Here is a 21,883-nt window from a genome sequence, read left to right as displayed (position 1 = left end):
TGTTCCCGCAGGTTATGACGCTGGCACGCTGCAAGCCAATGCCCTGCGCAAGGGTCGCCCAGCCGCGTTGGGTGCGGTTCCCTCCCGCGCCTAGTGCGAGAGAGGAGGGGGAAAGGCCCAAGGGGCCTCTGGGGGGATTTCCAGTCAGCTTCCACGGGTGACGGGCACGGCCGCATCACGGCCGTAGGTGCCGTACTTGCCCAGCTCCCACTTGGCAATGGCGTTGCGGTGCACCTCGTCCGGGCCGTCTGCAAAGCGCAGCGTGCGTGCACCGGCGTAGGCATAGGCCAGCGGGAAGTCATCGCTCATGCCGCCGCCGCCGTGCACCTGCATGGCCCAGTCAATCACCTGGCAGGCCATGCTGGGTGCCACGACCTTGATCATGGCGATCTCGGTCTTGGCGACCTTGTTGCCAGCCACATCCATCAGCCAGGCGGCCTTGAGCGTGAGCAGGCGCGCCATGTCGATCTTGCAGCGGGCTTCGGCAATGCGCTCTTGTGTCACGGTCTGCTGGGCCACGGTTTTGCCAAACGCCACGCGCGACGAAGCACGCTTGCACATCAGCTCCAGCGCGCGCTCGGCCAGGCCGATCAGGCGCATGCAGTGGTGGATGCGCCCGGGGCCGAGGCGGCCTTGAGCGATCTCGAAGCCACGGCCTTCCCCCAGCAGGATGTTGGAGACGGGCACGCGCACGTTCTCGAACGTCATCTCGACGTGGCCGTGGGGCGCATCGTCATAGCCCAGCACGTTCAGCGGGCGGACGATGGTGATGCCCTTGGCATCGGCGGGTACCAGCACCATGCTCTGCTGCGAATGGCGGGGTGCGTCGGGGTCTGTCTTGCCCATGGTGATGAACACCGCGCAGCGCGGGTCGGCCGCGCCGGAGATCCACCATTTGCGGCCATTGATCACGTACTCGTCGCCCTGGCGCTCGATGCGCGTCTCGATGTTGGTGGCGTCGCTCGATGCCACGTCGGGCTCCGTCATCGCAAAGGCCGAGCGGATCTTGCCGTCGAGCAGCGGCTTGAGCCAGCGGGCCTTGTTGGCATCGTCGCCGTAGCGGGCAATGGTCTCCATGTTGCCGGTGTCGGGTGCCGAGCAGTTGAACACCTCGCTGGCCCATGGCACGCGGCCCATGATTTCGGCCAGCGGCGCGTATTCCTGGTTGGTCAGGCCCGCGCCTTCGTAGCCCGAGGCGGCGGCGCTATCGACCGGCAGAAACAGGTTCCACAACCCGGCAGCCTGCGCCTTGGGCTTGAGGTTCTCGATGGTGTTCAGCGCGCTCCAGCGCTTGCCTGCGGCTGTGTTGGCGGCCAGTTCGTCTTTGTAGGCAGACTCGTTCGGATAGATGTGGTCATCCATGAACTGGAGCAGCTTGGCCTGCAGTTCCTTGGTTTTGGGCGAGTAGTCAAAGTCCATGGGTTTCTTCTCCGTTGGTAATCGAGGGGCGGCGCTTGTACTTGCGTCTTGTGTTTAGCCGCGCTGGGCAAACGACCAGGCCAGTTGGGCCATGGGCCGCGCGGTGTCGCCCGATGCCTTGGCCTGCGCGCTGGAGGCCGTGCCAGCCTCCACCCGCTTGGCAATGCCTTGCAGGATGGCCGCGATGCGGAACATGTTGTAGGCGAGGTAGAAGTTCCAGTCGGCACGCAGTGCCTCGGGCGTTGTGATGCCGGTGCGCTCGCAGTACAGGCGGATATAGGTGTCTTCGTCGGGGATGCCCAGCGCGGCCAGGTCCAGCCCTGCGATGCCGCGCCCGAGCGAGGCGGGGATGTGCCAGCTCATGCAGTGGTAGCTGAAGTCCGCCAGCGGATGGCCCAGCGTGGACAACTCCCAGTCGAGCACGGCAATCACGCGCGGCTCTGTGGGATGGAACATCAGGTTGTCCAGGCGGTAGTCGCCGTGCACGATGGAGACATGGCCCTCGTCCCGCGCGCTGGCGGGCATGTTGGCGGGCAACCACTCCATGAGGCGGTCCATCTCTTCGATGGGCTGTGTGATGGACGCCACGTATTGCTTGCTCCAACGGCCGATCTGGCGGTCAAAGTAGTTGCCGGGCTTGCCATAGCTGGCCAGCCCCCGGTCTGCAAACTTCACGGTGTGCAGCGCGGCAATCACGCGGTTCATCTCGTTGTAGATGTCGCCGCGCTCGGCTGGCGTCATGCCGGGCAGAGATTGATCCCACAGCACGCGGCCCTGCATGCACTCCATCACGTAGAAGGCGCGGCCGATGACGGATTCGTCCTCGCACAGCACAAACATGCGGGGCACGGGCACGTCGGTGCCATACAGGCCGCTCATCACCGCAAACTCTCGCTCGATGGCGTGGGCCGAAGGCAGCAGTTTGGCCACGGGGCCAGGCTTGGCCCGCATCACGTAGCTGGCACCGGGCGTGATGAGCTTGTACGTCGGGTTGGACTGCCCCCCTTTGAACATTTCCACGGTCAGGGGGCCCACGAAGCCTTCCATGTTCCGTGCAAGCCACGCGGTCAGCGCTTCGGTATCAAAGGCGTGCTGATCGGAAACAGGACGGGTGCCGACGAAATGGTCAAAGTTGCTCATGGAGAAATGGGGAGAGGTTCGGTCAGTCAATGAGTCAGTTGTCGGTTTCAGCAATGCGCATCAGGGCTTCGCGGTCACGCACCACCAGGCCGCCCGGCTCGATGCGAATGGCGTCCTCGCGCTCCATGGCCTTGAGTTCCTGGTTCACGCGTTGGCGCGATGCGCCCAAGAGCTGCGCCAGTTCTTCCTGCGCCAGTTGCAGGCTGATGCGCATCTCGCTGCCGTCCGACAGGCTGGGCACGCCGTAGCTGCGCACCAGGTGCACAAGCTGCTTGGCCAGGCGCGAGCGCAAGGGCAGGGTGTTGAGGTCTTCCACCAGCCCGAACAGCTGGCGAATGCGCCGCGCATGCAGTCGCAGCATGGCTTCGTACAGCTCGGTGTGCACCGCCAGAATCTTGCGGAAATCGGCCTTGGCCACACACAGGATCGTGGTGTCGCCATGCGCGTAGGCGTCGTGTGTGCGCCGGTCCCCGTCGAAGATCGCCACGTCGCCGAACCAGATGCCCGGCTCCACATAGGTCAGCGTGATCTGCTTGCCCGAGATGGAGGTCGAGCTCACCCGCACTGCACCGCGCGCGCAGGCAATCCATTCCTCGGGCGGATCTCCGCGTGCGGCAATGAGGCCGCCGTCCTTGAAGCGTTTGACGTATGCACATCTGAGGATGTCGTGGCGTAGAGAAGGTGAGAGAGATGAAAACCAGCGACCTGAGTTGATCGCTTCACGTTCTTCGATAGTAAGAATCGGGTCGTCCATGGCCTGTCTTTTGGGTGACTAGAAACAGACCCATTGTCGCGTCAGGGACCTTCGTGCTGCGTCAGGGTTGTCACCTGCGTGTCTGCACGGTGGCCACCAAAAAGAAAACCCCCGGGCGCTGGAGTGCAGCGGGCCGGGGGATGGTGCTTGGCGGTGGGTGCTCTGTGGGTACGGCACCCCGGTGCAATGCTATTCGTAGCGGGGCACTCGTTTCTCTAGAAAGGCAGAAATACCGGCCCCGCCGTTCGCATGGTGCAGGTTCTTCACGAAATGGTCGCGCTCATGGGCCAGGTGGTGTGTGAGCTGGGCATGGGGCGCTTCGTTGAGCAGCTCCTTGATGCTCGCGAGGGCATTGGGTGCACGCGCGTTGAGCTGCTCGGCCAGTGCCAGGGCGGTCTCCAGCGCGCTGCCGGTTTCTGCAATGCGGTTGACCACCCCGAGAGCGTGCAGGCGTTCTGCGCTGATTCGGTCACCACACATGAGGATCTCGGTTGCCACCTGGCGGGGCAGGGCGTGCGACAGGCTCCAGCTGGCGCCGCCATCGGGCGACAGGGCCACATTGCTGTAGGCCATCACAAACACCGCGTTGCGGGCCGCCACGATGAAGTCGCAGGCCAATGCCAATGAAAAGCCCGCACCGGCCGCCGCGCCCTCCACGGCTGCAATCACAGGCTTGGGGTAGGTGCGGATGGTTTCGATCCAGTTGTGCAGGCCTTCAATGCTCTGTGCCTGTACCTCGGGGGCTTCCTGGCGGTTGGCCAGCAGGCGCTGCAGGTTGCCGCCCGAGCAGAACATGCCATCGGCCCCCGTGATGACCACGCTGCGAATGTCAGGGCTGCTTTCGGCCACACCCAGCGCCTCCACGCCCGCTGCGTACATCACCGGGTCGATGGCGTTGCGCCGCTCAGGGTTGCGAAGGGTCAGGATCAGGGTCTGGCCCTGGCTGGTGCTCTGGAGTTCTGCGGGCATGGTGGCCTTGGTTGGGGAGCGGCTCTTGCTCTGTTCGCGCGATCAGGCTTCTTCGACGTGGGTCAGGCTCAGGCCGATGGCGCCGCGCCTGCGCAGCCAGGGGCTCGGGCGGTAGCGTGTGTCGCCGTACACGGTCTGCATGTTGAACAACACTTCGAGGATGTTGGTCGGCCCCCAGCGGTCGCCCATGGCCAGGGGCCCCAGGGGGTAACCCAGGCCCAGTGTCACAGCGGTTTCCAGATCCTTGGGGGAGCAGATGCCTTGCTGGCAGATGTCGCTGGCGATGTTGACGATGGTGGCCACCACACGCTGCGTGACAAAGCCGCCGCTGTCGCGGATCACGCTCACGGCCTTGCCGTCGCGGGCAAACAGCGCATGCGCTGCGTTGCGGATGTCCACGCGGGTGGCGGGGTTGGTGGCCAACACGCGGCGCTTGGTAGCGGCGTCGTCGATCAGCATGTCGATGCCGATGGTGCGCGCCGGGTCCAGGCGCTCCACGACCGCCACGGTGGTGATGTCAAACCCCAGCGGCGCGACCAGCGTGATGGCCTGGGGCGAGGGCGACTGGCCGGTTTCGATGGTGGCGCCCAGGTCCTTGAGCAGCTGGTACAGCTCCGCGCGGCGCGCGGCACGGGGCGAGACCCACACGGGGGGAATCTCTGCCACCACGGGCGGCGGCGCCTCTGCCGGTATCTGCGCCACGCCGTCCACGTAGCGGTAAAAGCCTTCGCCCACCTTCTTGCCCACCACGCCGCCTGCCAGGCGCTGCGCGGTGATCACACTGGGGCGAAAGCGCGGCTCGTCGTAGTACTGGCGGTAGATGGATTCCATCACCGGGTGGGAGACGTCCAGCGCCGTCAGGTCCATCAATTCAAAGGGGCCGAGCTTGAAGCCGACCTGGTCGCGCAGGATGCGGTCGATGGTGGCGAAGTCGGCCACGCCTTCGCCCACGATGCGCAGGGCCTCTGTGCCAAAGCCGCGCCCGGCGTGGTTCACGATGAAGCCGGGGGTGTCTTGTGCCTGAACGGGGGTGTGTCCCATTTCCCTCGCATACGTGGCCAGGGCGGTGCACACGGCTGCATCCGTCTTGAGCCCGGCAATCACTTCCACCACCTTCATGAGCGGCACGGGGTTGAAGAAGTGGAAACCTGCCAGGCGCTCGGGCCGCTGCAGGCCCGCGCCGATGGCGGTGACCGAGAGGGATGAGGTATTGGTGGCCAGCACCGCATCCGGGCGCACCACAGCTTCCAGTTCGGCGAACAGCGTCTTCTTCACATCCAGCCGCTCCACGATGGCTTCTACCACGAGGTCGCAGCCTGCCAGGTCGGCCACGACCTTGACGGGGTGCAGCCGCGCGGTCAGGTCACCGGCCTGCGCGGCATCGATGCGGCCTTTGGCCACCAGTTTGTTCCATTGCTCCTGGAGCGCCGCCTTGGCCGCATCGGCGGCGCCGGGGTTGGCATCAAGCAGAAAAACCTGGCTGCCAGCCTGTGCGGCGATTTGTGCAATGCCCCGACCCATGGCGCCGGTGCCCACGATAGCGATGTTGGGAAACTGAATTTTCATAGCGCCATTATGGCTCTGGCGTTGCGCGGGACTTATGTGCAAGAATGGGCTGCACCAAAAACAGAACATATTGTGAAAATCCGTAACGCCATTTTGGGGACCAGTCTGTGGGCGGTCGCTGCAGGCGCCTCGGCACTGTCCTTGGGCGGCAGCAGGGGCGTGGTGGTGTTGGGTGCCCCGGTAGATCTTTCCTTCGATATCCAGCCCGACCCAGGCACCGATCTGGCCTCTTCCTGCGTGACGGCCAAGCTGGTGGCCGGCGATACGGTGATTGGCGATGCCAAGGTGCGGGTAGTGCCATTGCCCGACATGCGGGGGCGGTCTCCGGCGGTGCGGGTGCAGGCCGCCATCGCGGTGGACGAACCGGTCTTGATGGTCACCTTGTCGGCAGGGTGCACAGGCAAGGTCACGCGCACCTACACATTTTTTGCCGAGCTTCCATCCACGGTGGCACGGTCCGCATCGCCGGTCGACGTCTCGCGGCTACCTTCCCTTGCGGCCGGTGGGGTCGAAGCACCCCGTCCGGCCCAGGGTGCAGCAGGGCAGCGCGCTGCAGGGGCTGCCACTGCGCCTGTGGCGCCTTCTCCGTTGGCATCCGTGCCCTTGTCTTCCGAAAATCGGCCCGAGCCCGTACCCAGCACCCCGTCGGTGGCCAAGCCCGCTGCGCGGACGGCACCGGTACGGCCCCCAGAGCGCCCGGTGGCGCGCCCCCAGGCCAGCGCTGAAAAAAACAAGCTGCCTACAGCCCCCAAGCCTGCTGACCGGGCTCGCTTGGTCGTCGAGCCACTCGATCTCTGGGTAGACCGTCCGCTGGCACTGCGCACCTCGCCTGAACTGTTGGTGATGCCATCAGACCAGCCCTCGGCCCAGCGTGCCCAGGCTGCAGCGCTCTGGAAAGCGATGAATGCCCAGCCCGAGGATGTCAACCAGGAGGCTGACCGGCTCAAGGCCCTGGAATCCGACGTTGCTGCCCTGCGGGCGCAGGCCGCCCGCGACCGGGCCAGCGCAGCGCAATTGCAGCAACAGCTGGAGCAGGCAGAGAGCGAGAGATTTCCTGCCACGGTGGTCTACGCGCTGGGCGGGTTGCTGCTGCTAGCACTGTTGCTCGCTGTGTGGGCCTGGGGGCGGATGCGCAGCGCCTCCGAAAAGGCGGTGCGCGCATGGCGCGATTCGGTGGCTGCGCTGGGTGGCCGAGATGCCGTGGTCGAGCATGGGGCTGCGCTGGGCCTGCCCCCCGACCCCAGCGATCACTGGCTGCCGTCCGACGAGTCCGCCGAAGCCCGGGAACCTTCCCCGGGCTCAGCTGCTGCCCCGCTGGTACCTCCTTTTGTGGCCACGGCCCCTTTGCCCAGTGCCCCGGTCCCCCTGAAGGCGACCGTTCCCCCGCCAGCACCTGCCGCTGTAGTCACGCAGCAACCCGCGCTGCACATCGTCAGCCCGGAAGAGCTTTTCGACATCCAGCAACAGGCCGAGTTTTTTATCTCGGTGGGGGAACACCAGCAGGCCATCGAAGTGCTGAAAACGCACATCGCTGAGCGCGGTGCCACTTCGCCGCTGGCGTATCTGGAGCTTTTGCGGCTGTACCACACGCTGAGCCGGGTGGAGGAGTTCACGCAACTGCGTACGCAGTTCATGCAATCGTTCAACGCGCAGGTGCCGGAATTTGCCAGCTTCCACCGCACGGGCCGCATGCTGTATCACTACACCGATGCGCTCGCTGACATCGAGGCTGAATGGACGTCTCCGTCCGTGCTGCAGCTGCTCGAAAAGCTGCTGTTCCGGCAGAACGGTGTCGGTTCGGTCGAGCCCTTTGACCTTGCGGCTTACGACGACCTGCTGCTGTTGCTCTCCATTGCGCAGACCACGCCCGCAAGTGCCCGAGGGGAGCCTGCGCCCCGCAAGCGCACCACACCGCTCGCCGCACCTCGGGACGAAACCCAGGTGCAGCAAGCGCCAGCCCCGAAGGTGCCTGCGACAACGGCGGCATTACCGCAGGACTCGCGCGCGGCGAGCCTGGAGTTCGACTTTGACGGGATGCCTCCCGCTACAGGGCGGCCAGCTCAGGCATCGGGTGTTGCAGCGCCCTCCGCACTGGATGGCGACACGCGCGGTACGCCGCTGGATCTCGACCTCGACCTCGACCTTGATCTGTCAGAGCCGCCCCATCTCACCCTGAGCGATCTGCCGGCCGTGCCGGTGACCGCGCCCCCGGCCGCGGGTCAGGCCGTCGGTTTTGGCATGGACAACGACCTGGTCGAACTGCGGCTGGAACTGGAGCAGAAGAAAGGCGACCGCAAATAGGCCGATAGGCAGACAGGCCGATAGGCCGATAGGCCAATGGATCGTCCCTTCAGCGGCTCGCGCGCTGGCTGTTTTGTTCCATCAGGCGCATCAAGTGCGTGGCGGTGGCTTCAGGGTCTGGGGCATTGACAAGGGCCCGCACCACCGCAATCGACCCCACGCCTGTGGCCTGCACCGGCGCAAACTGCTCGGCGCCGATGCCGCCAATGGCCACCTGGGGGTAGTGGCGCAGCAGGCGCGCATACACACCCAACCGGCCCACACCCTGCGGGGCCGTGGCCATCTTCTTGAGGGTGGTCGGGAATACGGCGCCCATGGCGATGTAGCTGGGGCCTACTGCATCTGCACGCACCATTTCTGCGTAGCCATGGGTGCTGACACCCAGGCGCAGGCCCGAAGCGCGCAGTGCTTGGAGTTCGTCGGGGGCCAGGGCATCCAGATCTTCCTGGCCCAGGTGAATGCCATAGGCACCCGCCTGGATGGCCGTGCGCCAATGGTCGTTGATGAACAGCAGCGCACCCGTGCCCTGCACGGCCCGTACGGCGGCGTGCACTTCCCGTTCAATGGCGGCAGCGTTGTCCGACTTGAAGCGAAGCTGCACGGTGGGCACGCCCGCACGCGCCATGCGGCCTACCCAGTCGGCGTCGGGCAACACGGCGTACAGGCCCAGGTGCTCAGGGCATGGGGCGAACGCTTGGGCATGTGGCACGGGTTGCAGGCCAAAATCCTCTGGCGCGTCGGGCCATTGCTCAGGCTGGAAGGTGCCGGTGCGCAGACTCTGTGCCAGCCAGGCCTGGGCCAGGCACTCCGCGTCGTGGGCAATAAAGCCCAGCGTGCTGCAGGCCTGCAGGGCTGCCAGGTAGGCGGCTTCCTGCCGCGTGGGTTCCGGGGCGGGCTCGGCGCCAAAGCCCGCGAAGGTGGCGGCGTGGTGCGCAAGAATGGCCTGCACCATGGCGCTGGTGTCGTCACGCATGTTGTTCATGGTGCCAGAAGGGGGTGCCGAGCACGGGCGTACTGGGCTGGGCCGCATCCTGCGCTGCCATGGCACCTGCCTGGCGCGCGGCGCGCCCGGCATTCACTGCGTCGGCGAAGGCGCCGGCCATGGCCACAGGGTCTTGCGCCAGTGCGACCGCTGTATTGAGCAGCACGCCGTCAAAGCCCCATTCCATCACCTGGCAGGCGTGGGATGGCAGGCCCAGCCCGGCATCCACCAGCATCGGCACGTTCAGCCGTTCACGCAGCGTTTGCAAGGCATAGGGGTTGACGGGGCCGCGCCCGGTGCCGATGGGTGCCGCCCAGGGCATCACAGCCTGACAGCCTACATCCACGAGGCGCTGGCACAGCACCAGGTCTTCCGTGCAGTAGGGCAGCACCTGAAAGCCTTCCTTGATGAGGTGTTCGGCCACGCCCACCAGGTTCAGGGTGTCGGGCTGCAGCGTGTAGTCGTCGCCAATCAGCTCCAGTTTGATCCAGGGGGTGTTGAACACCTCGCGCGCCATCTGTGCCGTGGTGATGGCCTCTTGCGCACTGTGGCAGCCTGCCGTGTTGGGCAGCACAGGCACGTTGAGCTTGCGCAGCAGCTCCCAGAAGCTGCTGCCGCTTTCGGCCGGGTTGCTGCCCTGGCGGCGCAGCGAGGCGGTGACCATGGCAGGCTTGGCGCGCAATACGGCGGCTTCGAGCACTGCGGGGGATGGGTAGCGCGAGGTGCCCAGCAGCAGGCGGCTGGCGAACTGCTGGCCGTAGAGCACCAGGGGGTCTTGGGGCGTTGAAGTGGTCATGGTGTTTACTATGCTTTTGATAGCTGCTAGCGCTTGTCCATCAGGCGCTAGGTGCCAATTTGGCTTCAATTTTCAGGCGGCGGATCAGCCCCCCGTCACGGGCGAGATGATTTCCACACGGTCGCCGGGCTGCAGGGCCTGAGCGGCGTAGCGGGTGTTGGGCACAAAGGTGGTGTTCACGGCCACGGCAAAAGGCGGGCGGGCCGCGATGGCGGCCACGGCGTCGGCCACGGTGGCGCCCTCGGGCAGTTCGTGCGGGATCTGGTTGATGGAAATGTTCATGCGAAAGCGGCGGCCGCGCTGGGTGGGGGCAGGGGGGCGGGCTCCAGGTCCAGCGCGAGGTCAAATCGTTGCGAAAGCTGCGATTGTCCTGCGTTCAGCACTTCCAGCGTCACATCCAGCATCGCGGGCGCGATCATGAAGCCGTGGCGGTACAGGCCGTTGATTTCCAGCACGCCCTTGCGCGGCTGGCGGATGGCGGGCAGGTTGTCGGGCAGCGTGGGGCGGCACTGCGTGGCCAATTCCAGGATGCGGCCCTCTGCAAAGCCGGGGTGCACGGCGTAGGCGGCGGAGAGCAGCTCCAGTGTGGAGCGCACACTGGCGGGCGAGAGGTCGTCCGATTCGATTTCGGTGGCGCCGATGACGAACAGATTGTCTTCTTTGGGCGCAATGTAGATGGGGTAGCGCGGGTGCACCAGCCGCGTTGGGCGCTGCAGCGTGACATCCGGCGCGTGGATGCGAACCACCTCGCCGCGCACGCCGCGCAGTGCACTCCACTGGCCCTTGGCGCCCAAGCCACGGCAGTCCAGCACCCAGTCGGGTTGGCCAGGGGCGCCGGGTGCAAAGGCCTCGGGCGACTGGGGGCTGTGCCAGTGCGTGCGCACCGACAGCCGCTGCATTTCCACCACCAGGGCGGCCAGCAGCTGCCGGTTGTCGAGCTGGCCTTCGCCGGGCAGGTACAGGCCCTGCGCAAAACGCTGCGCGAGGGTGGGTTCCGCCTGGGCCAGCGCGGCACCGTCCAGCTTTTGCAGGGCGGGCAGCTCTGGCACCTGGTGCTGGTTGGCCTCCAGCTGGCGCGTGAGCCGCTGGGCTTCGGCCGTGTCCTGCCGGTGCCACACGATGAGCGTGCCGGCCTGTTGGAAGAACACGGGCTCGGCCAGCGCCGCCAGCAGCTGCGGCCAGCGGGTGAGGGCGTGGTGGCCCATGCGCACCACGCCGGGCTCGGTGATGGCCGATTCGGCCAGCGGCGCCAGCATGGCCGCGGCCACGGTCGCGGCCGAATGTTCGGCGGCCGGGCTGCCCGCGTCGTAGATGTCCACACGGTGACCCTGGCGGGCCAGCTCCACCGCAAGCAGGCGGCCCATGAGGCCCGCGCCCAGAATCGCAAAAGAAGAGGGTTGAAGTGGCATAGGTCCGTCGGTGTGTCCGTGTTGGCTGGCAACCATGGACAAAACGGGGGCAGCGCCGCTCTTGGAAACTCCCCACGCCAGCATGACCTGGATCGGGTAGCGGGGCCACGTTGCAGGCAGTGCCATGCAGCGCTGCGTGCGAGCCCCAGGGTATTTCTCAGTCGCACACCGAAGAACCTGGTCAGGTTCTGAACGGAGGGACACCCCTGTTTCGTCCGGAAAGAATCAATTACAGCACAACCCTTAGCCGCTCTTTTTGCGCTAACGCATAGGCCATAATTTTTGCCATGACTTCATTGACCCCACCGACCTCCGCAGCGCGCCGCTATGTGCGCGTGCTTTCCATTGCCGGTTCTGACAGCGGCGGCGGGGCGGGCATCCAGGCCGACCTCAAGACCTTCAGCGCCCTGGGCTGTTACGGAATGACGGCCATCACGGCCATCACCGCGCAGAACACCTGCGGCGTGACGGGCATCCACGGCATTCCGCCCGAGATGCTCAAGGCCCAGATCGACGCCGTGGTGCAGGACATTGGTGTGGATGCGGTCAAGATCGGCATGCTGCATTCGCCCGAGGTGGTGCGTGTGGTGGCCGATGCCATCCGCACCTACCAGCTGCCGCACGTGGTGCTCGACCCCGTGATGGTGGCCACCAGTGGCGACCGGCTCATCGCTTCAGAAACCGTGAGCGTGCTGGTGCAGGAGCTGTTTCCGCTGGCCGAGGTGATCACCCCCAACCTGGACGAGGCCGGCTGGCTGCTGGGGCGCAGCATCAAGGGCGTGGAAACGCTGGACGAAGCCGCGCAGGCACTGTGCGCTCTGGGTGCACGTGCGGCGCTGCTCAAGGGCGGCCACCTGCCTGGAGACTGGGTGGTGGACGTTCTGGCCACCCGCAGCGGTGTGCGGCAGCGGCTGGAGTCTGCACGCATTGCCACGCCCAACGGGCACGGCACCGGCTGCACCCTGTCGTCGGCCATTGCGGCCCACCTGGCGCAGGGCCTGCCCTTGCAGCAGGCGGTGGAGCGCGCGCGTGCCTACATTCTGGGCGCCATCGCCGCAGGGGCTGATGTGACCACCGGCCGCGGCCACGGCCCGCTCAACCACGGGTATGCGCCTGTGGCGCAGCTGGTGCTTACCAGCCCCAGGTAAGCCGCTTGGCGACCCATCCGCGCTGGCCACCGTCGCGCTTCACGTGGGCCCACTCGCCCTGGTTGCCCACGGTGCGCACCACCTCGTGCTGGTCCAGCTTACCGATCACCCGATGGCGCTGGCCGGGGCCCGCGCGCAGGTTGGCCGTGGGCACGGTCACCACGCGGTGCGGTGTCTTGGTCGTCAGCGGTGCGAAGACCCAGCCCAGCGACTCTTCGTGGTCGCGCACCTTGAGCCATTTGCCGCGCCGCTGCTCGACCTGGAGCGGGTAGCCTTTGATCAACTCCCACGCGGTGTCTGAGCGCGTGGTGGGCTGCGTTCGAACGTTGACGCTATCGCTGCTGATACTCACGAAGCCATTGTTGGCCTGCGCAGTGGCGGGCAGCACGATGGCGGCGCCCAGCAGCGTGCAAAACAGGGCGTGGGAAAGTCGGGGCAGGTCGAAAGACACGGGGCAGGTACTCCTTCCAGTTGACATGGCGTTACAGAATGAGTCTGGGCAGAGCCCACCCCGTCCCGCAAAGTTCCAGCCCGCTTCGCCCGTATTGCTATTTTTATCGGAGCGCCTGGCGCTTGAAGCGCGCCATTTTTAAATGTAAATGGCTTGAAAACTTCGCCCATACATTGGCAAATGCTATCTATTGGTAGCAATCTGCGGACGCGTGAGGAACGCCAGAGCGAAGCACAACGCAAGCGTGGGAAGCGACGAGCCCGCTTGCGGCAGCAGGCGTGGCAACAGGTGAAAGCACGCGATTCCGCCGATCCAGATCGCCACCGGCACCGCGTGCACGCCACGCGCGCCGTGCAGCAACGCCTGCGTGGGCGCGCCAAATGCGAGGCGACCGAGGATCACGCCAAACAGCGGCACAAATACCGAGCTGAGCAGCAGCAGGAAGGGCTCCAGGCTGTGCATGGGCAAGACCAGCGCAAGGCCAGTGTATACCACCGCCATGGCCAGGCCCCACTTGCGTACGCCCCAGCGCGGCAGCAGGCTGTGGGCCGACACCGCACCCGAATAGGTGTCGCCATAGGCGTTGTCCACCTCGTCAATCAGGATCAGTGACAGCGCAATCAGCCCGCCCTGGGCCAGCAGCAGCGCCTGCACCAGGTCCTTGCTGGGCAGCGTCAGCGCCACCAGCACGCCGAGCGAATAGCACCACATGTTGGCCAGCGCGTAACCCAGCCAGGTGCCACGCAACGCGGAGCCGCCGTTCTTGCCGTGGCGCGCATAGTCGGCCACCAGTGGCAGCCACGAAATGGGCATGGCGATCACCAGATCCAGCGCAGGGAACACGCCCATGCCGCCCGCGCCCTGGCGGTTCCACAGCGCATCAAACCCCTGGGCCTGCGCCAGCGACAAAAACTGCCACGACAGCCATAGCAGCGACAACACCACGAGCGGCAGCGCCACGCGCGCAATCACCTTGCGCACCAGCTGCACCATCGATCCGCTGATGAGCAGCATCACCACGCCGCCCCACAGCAGCGTGGCCAGCACCGGCCAGTGCGCACCGGCCATGCTGCCCGACTGCTGACCAATGGCCACGGTGGCATCGCGCATCACCACCAGCTCGAACGTGCCCCAGCCCACCAGCTGCACGATGTTCAGGATGATGGGCAGGCTGGCAAACGTACGGCCATACACGGCGTGCATCAGCCCCGCACTGGCCAGGCCGCTGTCGCAACCGAGCTTGGCCACCCAGCCCAGCAGGCCCGCGCCCACGATGGAACCGGCCACGATGGCGATGAGGGCTTCTTTGGTGCCCAACGCGGGCATCAGGTACGCACCCACCTGCATGACCAGCAAGCCCACGCCCAGGCTGAACCAGAGCGAGGCGTGGTCATGCCACTGGAAGACGCGGCGGTCGGGGGAGACGGGGGCCAGCGCTTCGTTGTAGGAGGGCGCGGCGGGTGATGAGGACATGGATGGCTCCGTGGCAATGCATACAGAGCAGGGCGGCGGCCTGCAGGCATGGCCCGAGGTCACTCGGAGTCGGCCAGAACAGACATGCTTCCCTGCGCGAGGATGATCTCAAGCCTGCAAGGTAAACCGTTGCGGGCGACAGGTTCGAAGGGTTTGATCTCAGCCCTGCAGCGGATTTCTTGCAGGACACCCCCAGCGATTGAATGGATTCTAGTGAAGGTCAGGGGAGCCCACGAGCTGTTTCGTAAATGGCGCAGGCGGCGGGCTCAGGATTTCCCAATGGGGGCTTGCAGGAACCGTGACCATCTGCGACGGGCCCAATCCGGCCTTGGAGTGAAGTCCGTCACTGTCTGATCACTGACCGATAACAGCACTTTCGGTTAAGCAGACTTTATCGTGGTTGCGATAGCTGAAAGCAGCCGATTGCGCATCCAGCGATGCCATGCCAGGTGCATATGGCGCCGCTGGTAGTAGACCGTAGGTATGTAGTGCGGTGTCGGAAACGGCGCTTCATGCACCACCACCTGGGCGGATGCAGCAAGCTGATGCGCCGCTTGACGGGGCAAGGTGATCAGGTGGTCCGTGCCTGTGACGATGAATGGTGCCGCCATGACGCTGGGCAGTTCAATAGCCACCGTGCGCGTATGGCCCTGCGCAGCCAGCGCGGTGTCAATCACACTGGCCTCGTTTCGCCAGGGCCGAACAACTACATGGTGTTCCGCCAGGTAGCGGTTGAGGGTGAGCCGCTTGCCAAGCCGGGGATGGCCACGGCGGGCCACCACCGCATAGTCGTCGGATGGCGCTTCTAGTCGCTCGATGTCAGCGGGCACCGACGAGACTTCATCCGAAAAGCCCAGCACGAAGTGGGCTCCCTGCACAAGGTCCGTCAGCACGTCACGGCTCTGCGAAGGGATCACCCGCATGCGCACGCCCGGCGCTTCACGCTCCACAGCTGTCACCACAGAGGGCAGCAGGGCATACGTCGTGAAGTCCGTGGCGGCAAACACAAAGGTGTGCTCACTGGTTGCCGGGTCGAATTCATGGGCATCGCCGATGCGGTCCGCGAGCAGTTGCAGGGCCTGCGAAATGCCATCGGCCAGCTCCTGCGCACGGGGCGTAGGCTGCATGGAACCGCCCACGCGCAAGAACAGCTCGTCGTGCAAGGCTGTGCGCAGCCGGGACAGCGCGTGGCTGAAGGCCGATGTACTCAGAGCGAGTTCTTCCGCGGCAGCAGTCACGCTGCGCCGCCGATGCAGTGCGTCAAATACCAGCAGCAGATTCAGGTCAAGGCGTCGAAGTGCAAGGTGCATGGTGTGCAGGTATGGATGAAGAGTTTGCATGACGTGCAATGCAGCCATTTTTATCATGGAGCTTTTCATTACCCACGCACTCCACTACCCATGTCAGCCCTAACCTTTCGCCAAGCCGTTCCTGCGGATGCCGAGCGCTGTTTCGAGATTGAGAGCATCGCCTACGAGGGCGAAGAAGCCGCCACCTTGGCCAAGATCCATACCCGTATTTCCAATTACCCGCAGGGCTTTCTGGTCATGCAAACCGAAGGCAAGACCATCGGTTTCATCAACAGTGGCTGTGCCCACGCAGTCGTCATGTCGGACGAGGCTTTCAAGGAGCTGGTTGGGCATGACCCGGTCGCGCCCAACGTGGTCATCATGTCGGTGGTGATCGATCCCGCGTACCAGGGGCACGGGTACGCCACGGCAATGATGCAGACTTTTGTGAAACAGATGCGGCAGGCGGGCAAGCAGACCATTCACCTGATGTGCAAAGAGCGTCATGTGGCGCTCTACGCCAAGCAGGGCTACCGCTACGTGAAGCCCTCTGCATCCGACCATGGCGGCATGGCCTGGCATGAGATGGTGATGGACCTTTGAAGCGACCATCGCCTCAAAAAAATACCGTCGTCCTCACTGAACGGAACTAGCATTTCATCTCCTGAACGTCGACCTTCCAGCAAGCAACGGGCTTTGGAAAATTTCAGGTCCTGACCTGCTCATGGCTGGCTTCATCGCCGATGGCGAACTTTTGGTTGAGTGGAGAACCGCTCGCCATGGAGGAGCGAGGGCGGAGTTCGGATCTGATGGGGTGCAGTGTCTTGTCGCGGGCTGATCTCGATCTGGTTCAAAAAGGACTCTCTCCGTCGGCTCCGGATGCCCCCGGCGCTGGCATTCCACAAGGAACTGGGGCACCTTTTTGGGCGACCGTGCTCAGGGCGCCGAGCGGACGATTGGAATGGCGTAGTACATCACCGAGTCGCCGGACGTCGGGTGGTATTGCGTGCCGTAGATTTCCAGATCCGGTCCCAGGCTGTGCGACTGGCTGGCCGACAGCAGCCAGCTGGAGTAGATGTAGTTCACCGTCGCATCGACGTTCTGGGCAGGACCTCTGTGGGTGAAGCGTGCATAGGTGGACGCGGGGATTTCCATGGCCACCATGCCCGGTGGCAGTGCACCGGGGCCACTCACTTCGATGCAGGCCAGGTAGCGCAACTCTTCCGTGTGCGGCCCCGCCGGGGCCACGACGCCATAGCAGACCCCGGGCACGGTGTTCGCAATCTCGCCCAACCGGGGCAGAAACTTCGCCCACAGGGGCGGCAGCTTCTGGCCCAGGTTGTTCTTTTCGGAGTCGATGCCGTAGTAGTCGGTGGGCAGCCCGACCAATTGCACGGCGGGCTGCTGCTGGATGTCGGGTTCCAGCGAGATGTTGTGGTGAATGTGCGCGAGGTAGCTTTCGTCGAACCGGATCTTGCGCACGAACAGCGAGCGGTTGCCCATCTTACGGTACTGCGACGGTGTGAGCCGAAAGCAATCACGGAACGCGCGCGTGAAGCTCTCCTGCGTCTCGTACCCGGACGCCAGCGCAATGTCGAGCACGCTCAGCCGCGTGTTGGTCAACTGCTCCAGCGCCCGCGAGAACCGGCGCGAGCGGATGTAGGTCTTGAGGGTTTCGTTGGTCAGCGCCTTGAAGATCCGCTGGAAGTGCCACTGGCTCATCCCGGCAGCCCGCGCCACCTCGGAAAGCTGGATATCGGATTCGAGATGGGCTTCGATGAAATCGATGCCCTCCTGGATTTGCCGGAGATAAAGCACGGTGGCGTCCGTTCAAGGGGTTTCAAAGAAACCGGTCATGGCAACCAGCCGGTTCTGGTCGTTGTACCGGCCGTAGCTCACGCCTTCACCGATCACCTGGCCGCTGCCATCCACCATGTTCCACTTGGCGATGCTTTGCTGGTTGTGGCTGGCGAAGTAGTGGGTCACAAAATGGCCGCCGGGCACCTGGCTGTGAAAGTTGTCCATGTAGGCCGTCAATTGGTCCCAGCCATGGGCGGTGGCCAGCGGGTCGTTGTAGGTGCAGGCCGGGTCGAGGGACTGAGAAAACAGGGCCTCCCTGTCTGCGGCCGAGTCGGTTTTCCACGACGCGGTGTAGGTGTCCCAGATGGATTGAAGGGGTTGTTGGCTCATGGTGTGCTCCTGATGGGCGGTGAATGGAGACGCCATCGTGCCGGGCGCTTGAGCGCCTTTTTGACATTTTGTGCTTATTTGTGGGCGCGTCGTTTGGGCACGAAACGACGGTGCCCCGACTCGCCTGGACTAAGTGCTGGCGGAAGGCACAGACGCCGGAGCCACACCCAGCAGCTGGTGCAGCCTTGGGCTCGTGGTGGTGTACTGCAGCGCCACCTTGTCGCCCTTGAGCGCCTCGGCGGCGCCAAAGGCGGCTAGCGTGGCTTCGTGGAAGCCGCACAGGATGAGCTTGCGTTTGCCGGGGTAGGTGTTGATGTCGCCCACGGCGTAGATTCCGGGCACGCTGGTGCGGAAGGCCTCGGTGTCCACCACCAGCTGTTTGCGGTCCATGGCCAGGCCCCAGTCGGCGATGGGGCCGAGGCGGGGCGAGATGCCGAGCACGGCCACCAGCAGGTCGATTGCCAGGGCGCTGGTGCTGCCATCGGCGTCCACGACCTGCAAGGCGGTCAGCTGGTCGCCAGCGGTTTCAATGCCGGTGATCTGCGCAGACTCGACATGGATGCGGCCCGCATCGCGCAATTGCTGCAGGCGTTGCAGCAAGGCTTCAGGCGCCTGGAACACATCGCGGCGGTGCAGCAGGCTGACGCGGGCGGCCTGGCCTTGCTCGGCCAGTTCCACCGCGCGGGCCACGGCGGGCTCGTCGCCGCCGTGCACGACCACATGGAGCCCGGCTACGTGGGCCGTGTCGGGCAGGTTCTGGTAGTGGACCTGGGTGCCCACAAAGCGCTCGATGCCGTCCACCTTGAGCGTGCGTGGCACAAAGGCGCCCACACCGGCAGCAATGAACACCGTGCGGGCCAGCAGTTGTGCGCCCTGGGAGGTTTGGACCAGCAGGCGCCCATCGGCCTGCACGGCGAGCGCCGACACCAGCGTGTTCAGGTGCCACTGGGTTTTGAACGGCGCGATCTGCTCAAGCAGCAGGCCAGCCAGCTCGCGCCCAGTGCACACGGGGATGCCGGGGATGTCGTAGATGGGTTTGTCGCCGTACAGCTCGACGCACTGGCCGCCCGCATGGGGCAGGGCGTCGATGACATGGGCGGTGATGCCTTGCAGGCCCAGCTGGAAGACCTGGAACAGGCCCACAGGACCCGCGCCGATGACAACGGCGTCGGTCTCTACGACTGCGGGCACTTGCAAAGTCTCGGTCACCAGCGGGGCGCGGGGCGGTTTACTTGACCAGTTCGTTGACCTTGCCTGGCTTGCCGTTCCACTCGTCGGCATCAGGCAGCGCGGGCTTGCGCTTGGTGATGCTCTTCCAGCCGTCGGCAAAGGCCAGGTCGGCGTTGAGCTTGATGAAGGCGATCTGGTCTGCGGGCAGGTCTTCTTCGGCAAAGATGGCGTTGGCCGGGCACTCGGGGATGCAGACGGCGCAGTCGATGCATTCGTCAGGATCGATGACGAGCATGTTCGGGCCTTCGCGGAAGCAGTCCACGGGGCACACGTCCACACAATCGGTGTACTTGCACTTGATGCAGTTTTCGGAGACGACGTGGGTCATGACAGGAGTTGTGTGGGTCGGTGAAAACCCTCAATTTTAGAAGCTTTCACCGACCTTTGGTTACAGGGTCCCTCACCCCGATGGGGTGACTGGGGTTACGGGCGCTGATCTAGATCAGTTCACCAGCACGGCACCGGCCGTTTTGTGGCTCGCGGTGTCCACCAGGATCAGCGATCCGAGCACCCGGGCTTTGCCAAAGGGGGCGGCCGGAATCGCCTCTTGCAGCAGCAGGTCGACATGGCCGATGGCATTGGGGTCGAGCTGGGTGGCGGCCTCTTCGGCCAGCGTGTTGATGTTGAGCTTGTGCACCACGGCCTTGACCTTGGCCTTGACCCAGCGGTGGCCGTGCAGCGCCCAGTACACGCGGCCTGCGACCAGGGGCTCGTCGTCCATCCAGGCCACCGTGGTGCGCAGCTCGCGGCTGGCGGGCCATGCAGGCACGCTGGCGGGCGTGTCGAAGTCGTCTTCGGCGGGGGTGGCGACGGCAGGCGCCGCCAGAATCCAGTCGCCCCGCGAGACATCCACCTCGCGGTCCAGGATGATGCCGGCGCTGGTACCTGCGGGCACGTCCTTGGGGCGACGCGCATGGTCCAGCACTTGCGCCACGGTGGCCAGCTGGCCGCTGGGGAAGATCTGTACAGCGGTGCCGGGCGCAAAACTGCCCGCAGCCACGCGGCCCCAGAACACACGGCGGCCTTGCGAGGTGTCGGAGGACGACGAGAACTTCTCGACCCACTGCACCGGGAAGGCCGGCGCCAGCGCTGTGTCTGCGGGGGTGTTGGGCAGTGCTTCCAGCACCTGCAGCAGCGTGGGGCCGTCATAGCCGCACCAGCCCGCATGGGCGTCCACCACGTTCCAGCCCTTGAGGGCCGACACCGGCACCATGGCGCGCACGGTGATGCCTGCCGCTTGGGCAAAGGATTGCAACGCGCCCTGGATGTGCTGCCACGCCAGCGCGGGGTCTTCCACCGCGTCGAGCTTGTTCACAGCAAACACCAGCGAGTGCACGCGCAGCAAATGGGCCAGCAGGCTGTGGCGGCGGGTTTGGGGCAGCAGGGCCAGGCAGGGGTTCTTCCAGTCGAGCTTGGTGGCATCGACCAGCACCACGGCGGCGTCGGCGCTGCTGGCGGCGGTGACCATGTTGCGGGTGTATTGCTCGTGGCCGGGTGCATCGCCAATGATGAACTTGCGCTCTTCGGTGGCGAAGTATCGGTACGCCACATCAATGGTGATGCCTTGTTCGCGCTCGGCGCTCAGGCCGTCGGTCAGCAGGGCCAGGTCGGTCTCACCCTGGCGCTGAACGCCAGCCAGGTGGTCCTGCAGCACGGCCTTGCTGTCCACCAGCAGGCGGCCGATCAGTGTGCTCTTGCCATCGTCCACCGAGCCGCAGGTGATGAACTTGAGCGCGGAAATATGGTTGTTTTGGGCGCTAGCGCTTTTCTGGATTGCGCTGGAAGCTATCGAATTCATAGTGGTCATTAGAAGTACCCGTCTTTCTTGCGCTTTTCCATCGAGGCGTCGCTCGTCTTGTCGTCCATGCGCGTGGCGCCGCGCTCGCTGACGTCGGCGGCCAGGGTCTCGATCACGATCTCGGCCGGGGTGGCGGCGGTGCTCTCCACAGGTGCCGTGCAGGTGATGTCGCCCACGGTGCGAAAGCGCACGTCGCGTGTCTCGACCACGTCGCCTTCGCGGGGCGGCGTCAGCTCGGTCACCGGCATCAACAGGCCCTTCTTGTCCACCACCTGGCGCTTGTGGGTGTAGTAGATGCTGGGCAGGGCGATGTTTTCGCGGTCGATGTACTGCCACACGTCCAGCTCGGTCCAGTTGCTGATGGGGAACACGCGGAAGTGTTCGCCGGGCTGCAGGCGGGTGTTGAACAGCGTCCACAGCTCAGGCCGCTGGGCCTTGGGCTGCCATTGGCCAAAACTGTCGCGGTGGCTGAAGATGCGCTCTTTGGCGCGTGCCTTTTCTTCATCGCGGCGGGCGCCGCCGATCAGGGCGTCAAAGCGGAATTCCTCGATCGCTTCGAGCAGCGTGACGGACTGGTGCACGTTGCGCGATTCGCCGGGGTGGGCCAGTCGCACGGTGCCGCGTGCCATGGAGTCTTCGACATTGCGCACGATAAGTTCAGCACCGAGTTCCTTGGCGCGGAAGTCGCGAAAATCCGTCACTTCGGGGAAGTTGTGGCCCGTGTCGATCATCAGCAGCGGGTAGGGGATGCGGCCCGCGCCAAAGGCTTTTTCGGCGCACTTGAGCATGACCAGCGAATCCTTGCCGCCCGAGAACAGCAGGGTGGGGCGCTCGAAGGCGGCGGCGACTTCGCGCAGGATGAAGATGGTTTCTTCTTCCAGCGCGTCCAGGTGGGAGTTGTTGAGGTGGTAGCTCATGTTGTTGGTTTTCTCAAGCAGCGCTGAGTCTGTGCGGGCGTTCATGGTCGG

At 65.0% G+C, this 21,883-nt stretch carries 21 protein-coding genes; 3 read left to right on the top strand and 18 right to left on the bottom strand.

What is annotated here, in order from left to right; translation table 11 throughout:
• Positions 1-144: 144 nt before the first annotated feature.
• The 5 genes from ACODS0_RS19030 to ACODS0_RS19010 all read right to left on the bottom strand — a co-directional run bounded on the left by ACODS0_RS19030 (position 145) and on the right by ACODS0_RS19010 (position 5,848).
• Positions 145-1,419 (bottom strand): acyl-CoA dehydrogenase family protein, encoded by a 1,275-nt coding sequence (locus tag ACODS0_RS19030; protein WP_055393845.1) that lies wholly within the window; start codon positions 1,417-1,419, stop codon positions 145-147.
• A 54-nt stretch (positions 1,420-1,473) separates the two neighbouring features.
• Positions 1,474-2,559 (bottom strand): phosphotransferase, encoded by a 1,086-nt coding sequence (locus ACODS0_RS19025; protein WP_121419831.1) that lies wholly within the window; start codon positions 2,557-2,559, stop codon positions 1,474-1,476.
• 34 nt (positions 2,560-2,593) lie between these two features.
• Complete coding sequence (locus ACODS0_RS19020; RefSeq protein ID WP_055393849.1) at positions 2,594-3,313, bottom strand: Crp/Fnr family transcriptional regulator; 720 nt, start codon at positions 3,311-3,313, stop codon at positions 2,594-2,596.
• Positions 3,314-3,502: 189 nt separating this feature from the next.
• Positions 3,503-4,282, bottom strand: coding sequence for an oxepin-CoA hydrolase, alternative type (locus ACODS0_RS19015; RefSeq protein ID WP_055393851.1), 780 nt, complete (start codon positions 4,280-4,282; stop codon positions 3,503-3,505).
• 42 nt (positions 4,283-4,324) lie between these two features.
• Positions 4,325-5,848, bottom strand: a complete 1,524-nt coding sequence (locus ACODS0_RS19010) for a 3-hydroxyacyl-CoA dehydrogenase (RefSeq protein WP_121419833.1) — start codon at positions 5,846-5,848, stop codon at positions 4,325-4,327.
• 72 nt (positions 5,849-5,920) lie between these two features.
• Here ACODS0_RS19010 and ACODS0_RS19005 point away from each other — a divergent pair, with 72 nt between their 5' ends.
• On the top strand, positions 5,921-8,149 hold the full coding sequence (locus ACODS0_RS19005; protein WP_228894886.1) for a hypothetical protein: 2,229 nt from the start codon (positions 5,921-5,923) through the stop codon (positions 8,147-8,149).
• A gap of 49 nt (positions 8,150-8,198) precedes the next feature.
• Here ACODS0_RS19005 and ACODS0_RS19000 read toward each other — a convergent pair whose 3' ends face one another.
• The 4 genes from ACODS0_RS19000 to thiO all read right to left on the bottom strand — a co-directional run bounded on the left by ACODS0_RS19000 (position 8,199) and on the right by thiO (position 11,336).
• Complete coding sequence (locus tag ACODS0_RS19000; protein WP_228895936.1) at positions 8,199-9,122, bottom strand: thiamine phosphate synthase; 924 nt, start codon at positions 9,120-9,122, stop codon at positions 8,199-8,201.
• Positions 9,115-9,927: a thiazole synthase gene (locus tag ACODS0_RS18995; RefSeq protein ID WP_488836476.1), complete on the bottom strand. Its 813-nt coding sequence runs from the start codon at positions 9,925-9,927 to the stop codon at positions 9,115-9,117. Before ACODS0_RS18995 ends, ACODS0_RS19000 begins: the two co-directional genes overlap by 8 nt.
• Positions 9,928-10,011: 84 nt before the next feature.
• Positions 10,012-10,209, bottom strand: a complete 198-nt coding sequence (gene thiS, locus ACODS0_RS18990) for a sulfur carrier protein ThiS (protein WP_055393858.1) — start codon at positions 10,207-10,209, stop codon at positions 10,012-10,014.
• Positions 10,206-11,336 carry a glycine oxidase ThiO gene (gene thiO / locus ACODS0_RS18985; RefSeq protein ID WP_488836473.1) on the bottom strand — a complete coding sequence of 377 codons (1,131 nt, stop codon included), beginning with the start codon at positions 11,334-11,336 and terminating at the stop codon, positions 10,206-10,208. The genes thiS and thiO overlap by 4 nt, the downstream gene beginning before the upstream one ends.
• A 287-nt stretch (positions 11,337-11,623) precedes the next feature.
• On the opposite strand from thiO, the gene thiD reads away from it, so the two are divergent.
• Positions 11,624-12,484, top strand: coding sequence for a bifunctional hydroxymethylpyrimidine kinase/phosphomethylpyrimidine kinase (gene thiD / locus ACODS0_RS18980; protein WP_488836471.1), 861 nt, complete (start codon positions 11,624-11,626; stop codon positions 12,482-12,484).
• On the opposite strand, the gene ACODS0_RS18975 is transcribed toward thiD, so the two are convergent.
• The 3 genes from ACODS0_RS18975 to ACODS0_RS18965 all read right to left on the bottom strand — a co-directional run bounded on the left by ACODS0_RS18975 (position 12,468) and on the right by ACODS0_RS18965 (position 15,718).
• A complete protein-coding gene (locus ACODS0_RS18975; RefSeq protein WP_488836469.1) occupies positions 12,468-12,935 on the bottom strand; it encodes an SH3 domain-containing protein in 468 nt (155 codons plus the stop codon). The genes thiD and ACODS0_RS18975 overlap by 17 nt on opposite strands.
• 183 nt (positions 12,936-13,118) lie before the next feature.
• Complete coding sequence (locus tag ACODS0_RS18970) at positions 13,119-14,408, bottom strand: purine-cytosine permease family protein (RefSeq protein ID WP_488836467.1); 1,290 nt, start codon at positions 14,406-14,408, stop codon at positions 13,119-13,121.
• Between the two features lie 380 nt (positions 14,409-14,788).
• Positions 14,789-15,718 (bottom strand): LysR family transcriptional regulator, encoded by a 930-nt coding sequence (locus ACODS0_RS18965; RefSeq protein ID WP_488836465.1) that lies wholly within the window; start codon positions 15,716-15,718, stop codon positions 14,789-14,791.
• 90 nt (positions 15,719-15,808) lie between these two features.
• Here ACODS0_RS18965 and ACODS0_RS18960 point away from each other — a divergent pair, with 90 nt between their 5' ends.
• Positions 15,809-16,300 carry a GNAT family N-acetyltransferase gene (locus ACODS0_RS18960; protein ID WP_488836463.1) on the top strand — a complete coding sequence of 164 codons (492 nt, stop codon included), beginning with the start codon at positions 15,809-15,811 and terminating at the stop codon, positions 16,298-16,300.
• Positions 16,301-16,633: 333 nt separating this feature from the next.
• Here ACODS0_RS18960 and ACODS0_RS18955 read toward each other — a convergent pair whose 3' ends face one another.
• The 6 genes from ACODS0_RS18955 to cysD all read right to left on the bottom strand — a co-directional run bounded on the left by ACODS0_RS18955 (position 16,634) and on the right by cysD (position 21,877).
• Positions 16,634-17,515 (bottom strand): GyrI-like domain-containing protein, encoded by an 882-nt coding sequence (locus ACODS0_RS18955; RefSeq protein WP_488836461.1) that lies wholly within the window; start codon positions 17,513-17,515, stop codon positions 16,634-16,636.
• Between the two features lie 12 nt (positions 17,516-17,527).
• Positions 17,528-17,887 (bottom strand): nuclear transport factor 2 family protein, encoded by a 360-nt coding sequence (locus ACODS0_RS18950; RefSeq protein ID WP_431152759.1) that lies wholly within the window; start codon positions 17,885-17,887, stop codon positions 17,528-17,530.
• Positions 17,888-18,016: 129 nt separating this feature from the next.
• Positions 18,017-19,096: an NAD(P)/FAD-dependent oxidoreductase gene (locus ACODS0_RS18945; protein ID WP_488836459.1), complete on the bottom strand. Its 1,080-nt coding sequence runs from the start codon at positions 19,094-19,096 to the stop codon at positions 18,017-18,019.
• Positions 19,097-19,115: 19 nt separating this feature from the next.
• On the bottom strand, positions 19,116-19,445 hold the full coding sequence (gene fdxA, locus ACODS0_RS18940) for a ferredoxin FdxA (protein WP_055393870.1): 330 nt from the start codon (positions 19,443-19,445) through the stop codon (positions 19,116-19,118).
• A gap of 114 nt (positions 19,446-19,559) precedes the next feature.
• A complete protein-coding gene (locus tag ACODS0_RS18935) occupies positions 19,560-20,924 on the bottom strand; it encodes a sulfate adenylyltransferase subunit 1 (protein WP_488836457.1) in 1,365 nt (454 codons plus the stop codon).
• Positions 20,924-21,877 carry a sulfate adenylyltransferase subunit CysD gene (gene cysD / locus ACODS0_RS18930; protein ID WP_488836455.1) on the bottom strand — a complete coding sequence of 318 codons (954 nt, stop codon included), beginning with the start codon at positions 21,875-21,877 and terminating at the stop codon, positions 20,924-20,926. The genes ACODS0_RS18935 and cysD overlap by 1 nt, the downstream gene beginning before the upstream one ends.
• Positions 21,878-21,883: the final 6 nt, after the last annotated feature.

Source organism: Acidovorax sp. FG60 (genome assembly GCF_057808995.1).
This window is presented reverse-complemented; position numbering and strand designations above follow the sequence as displayed.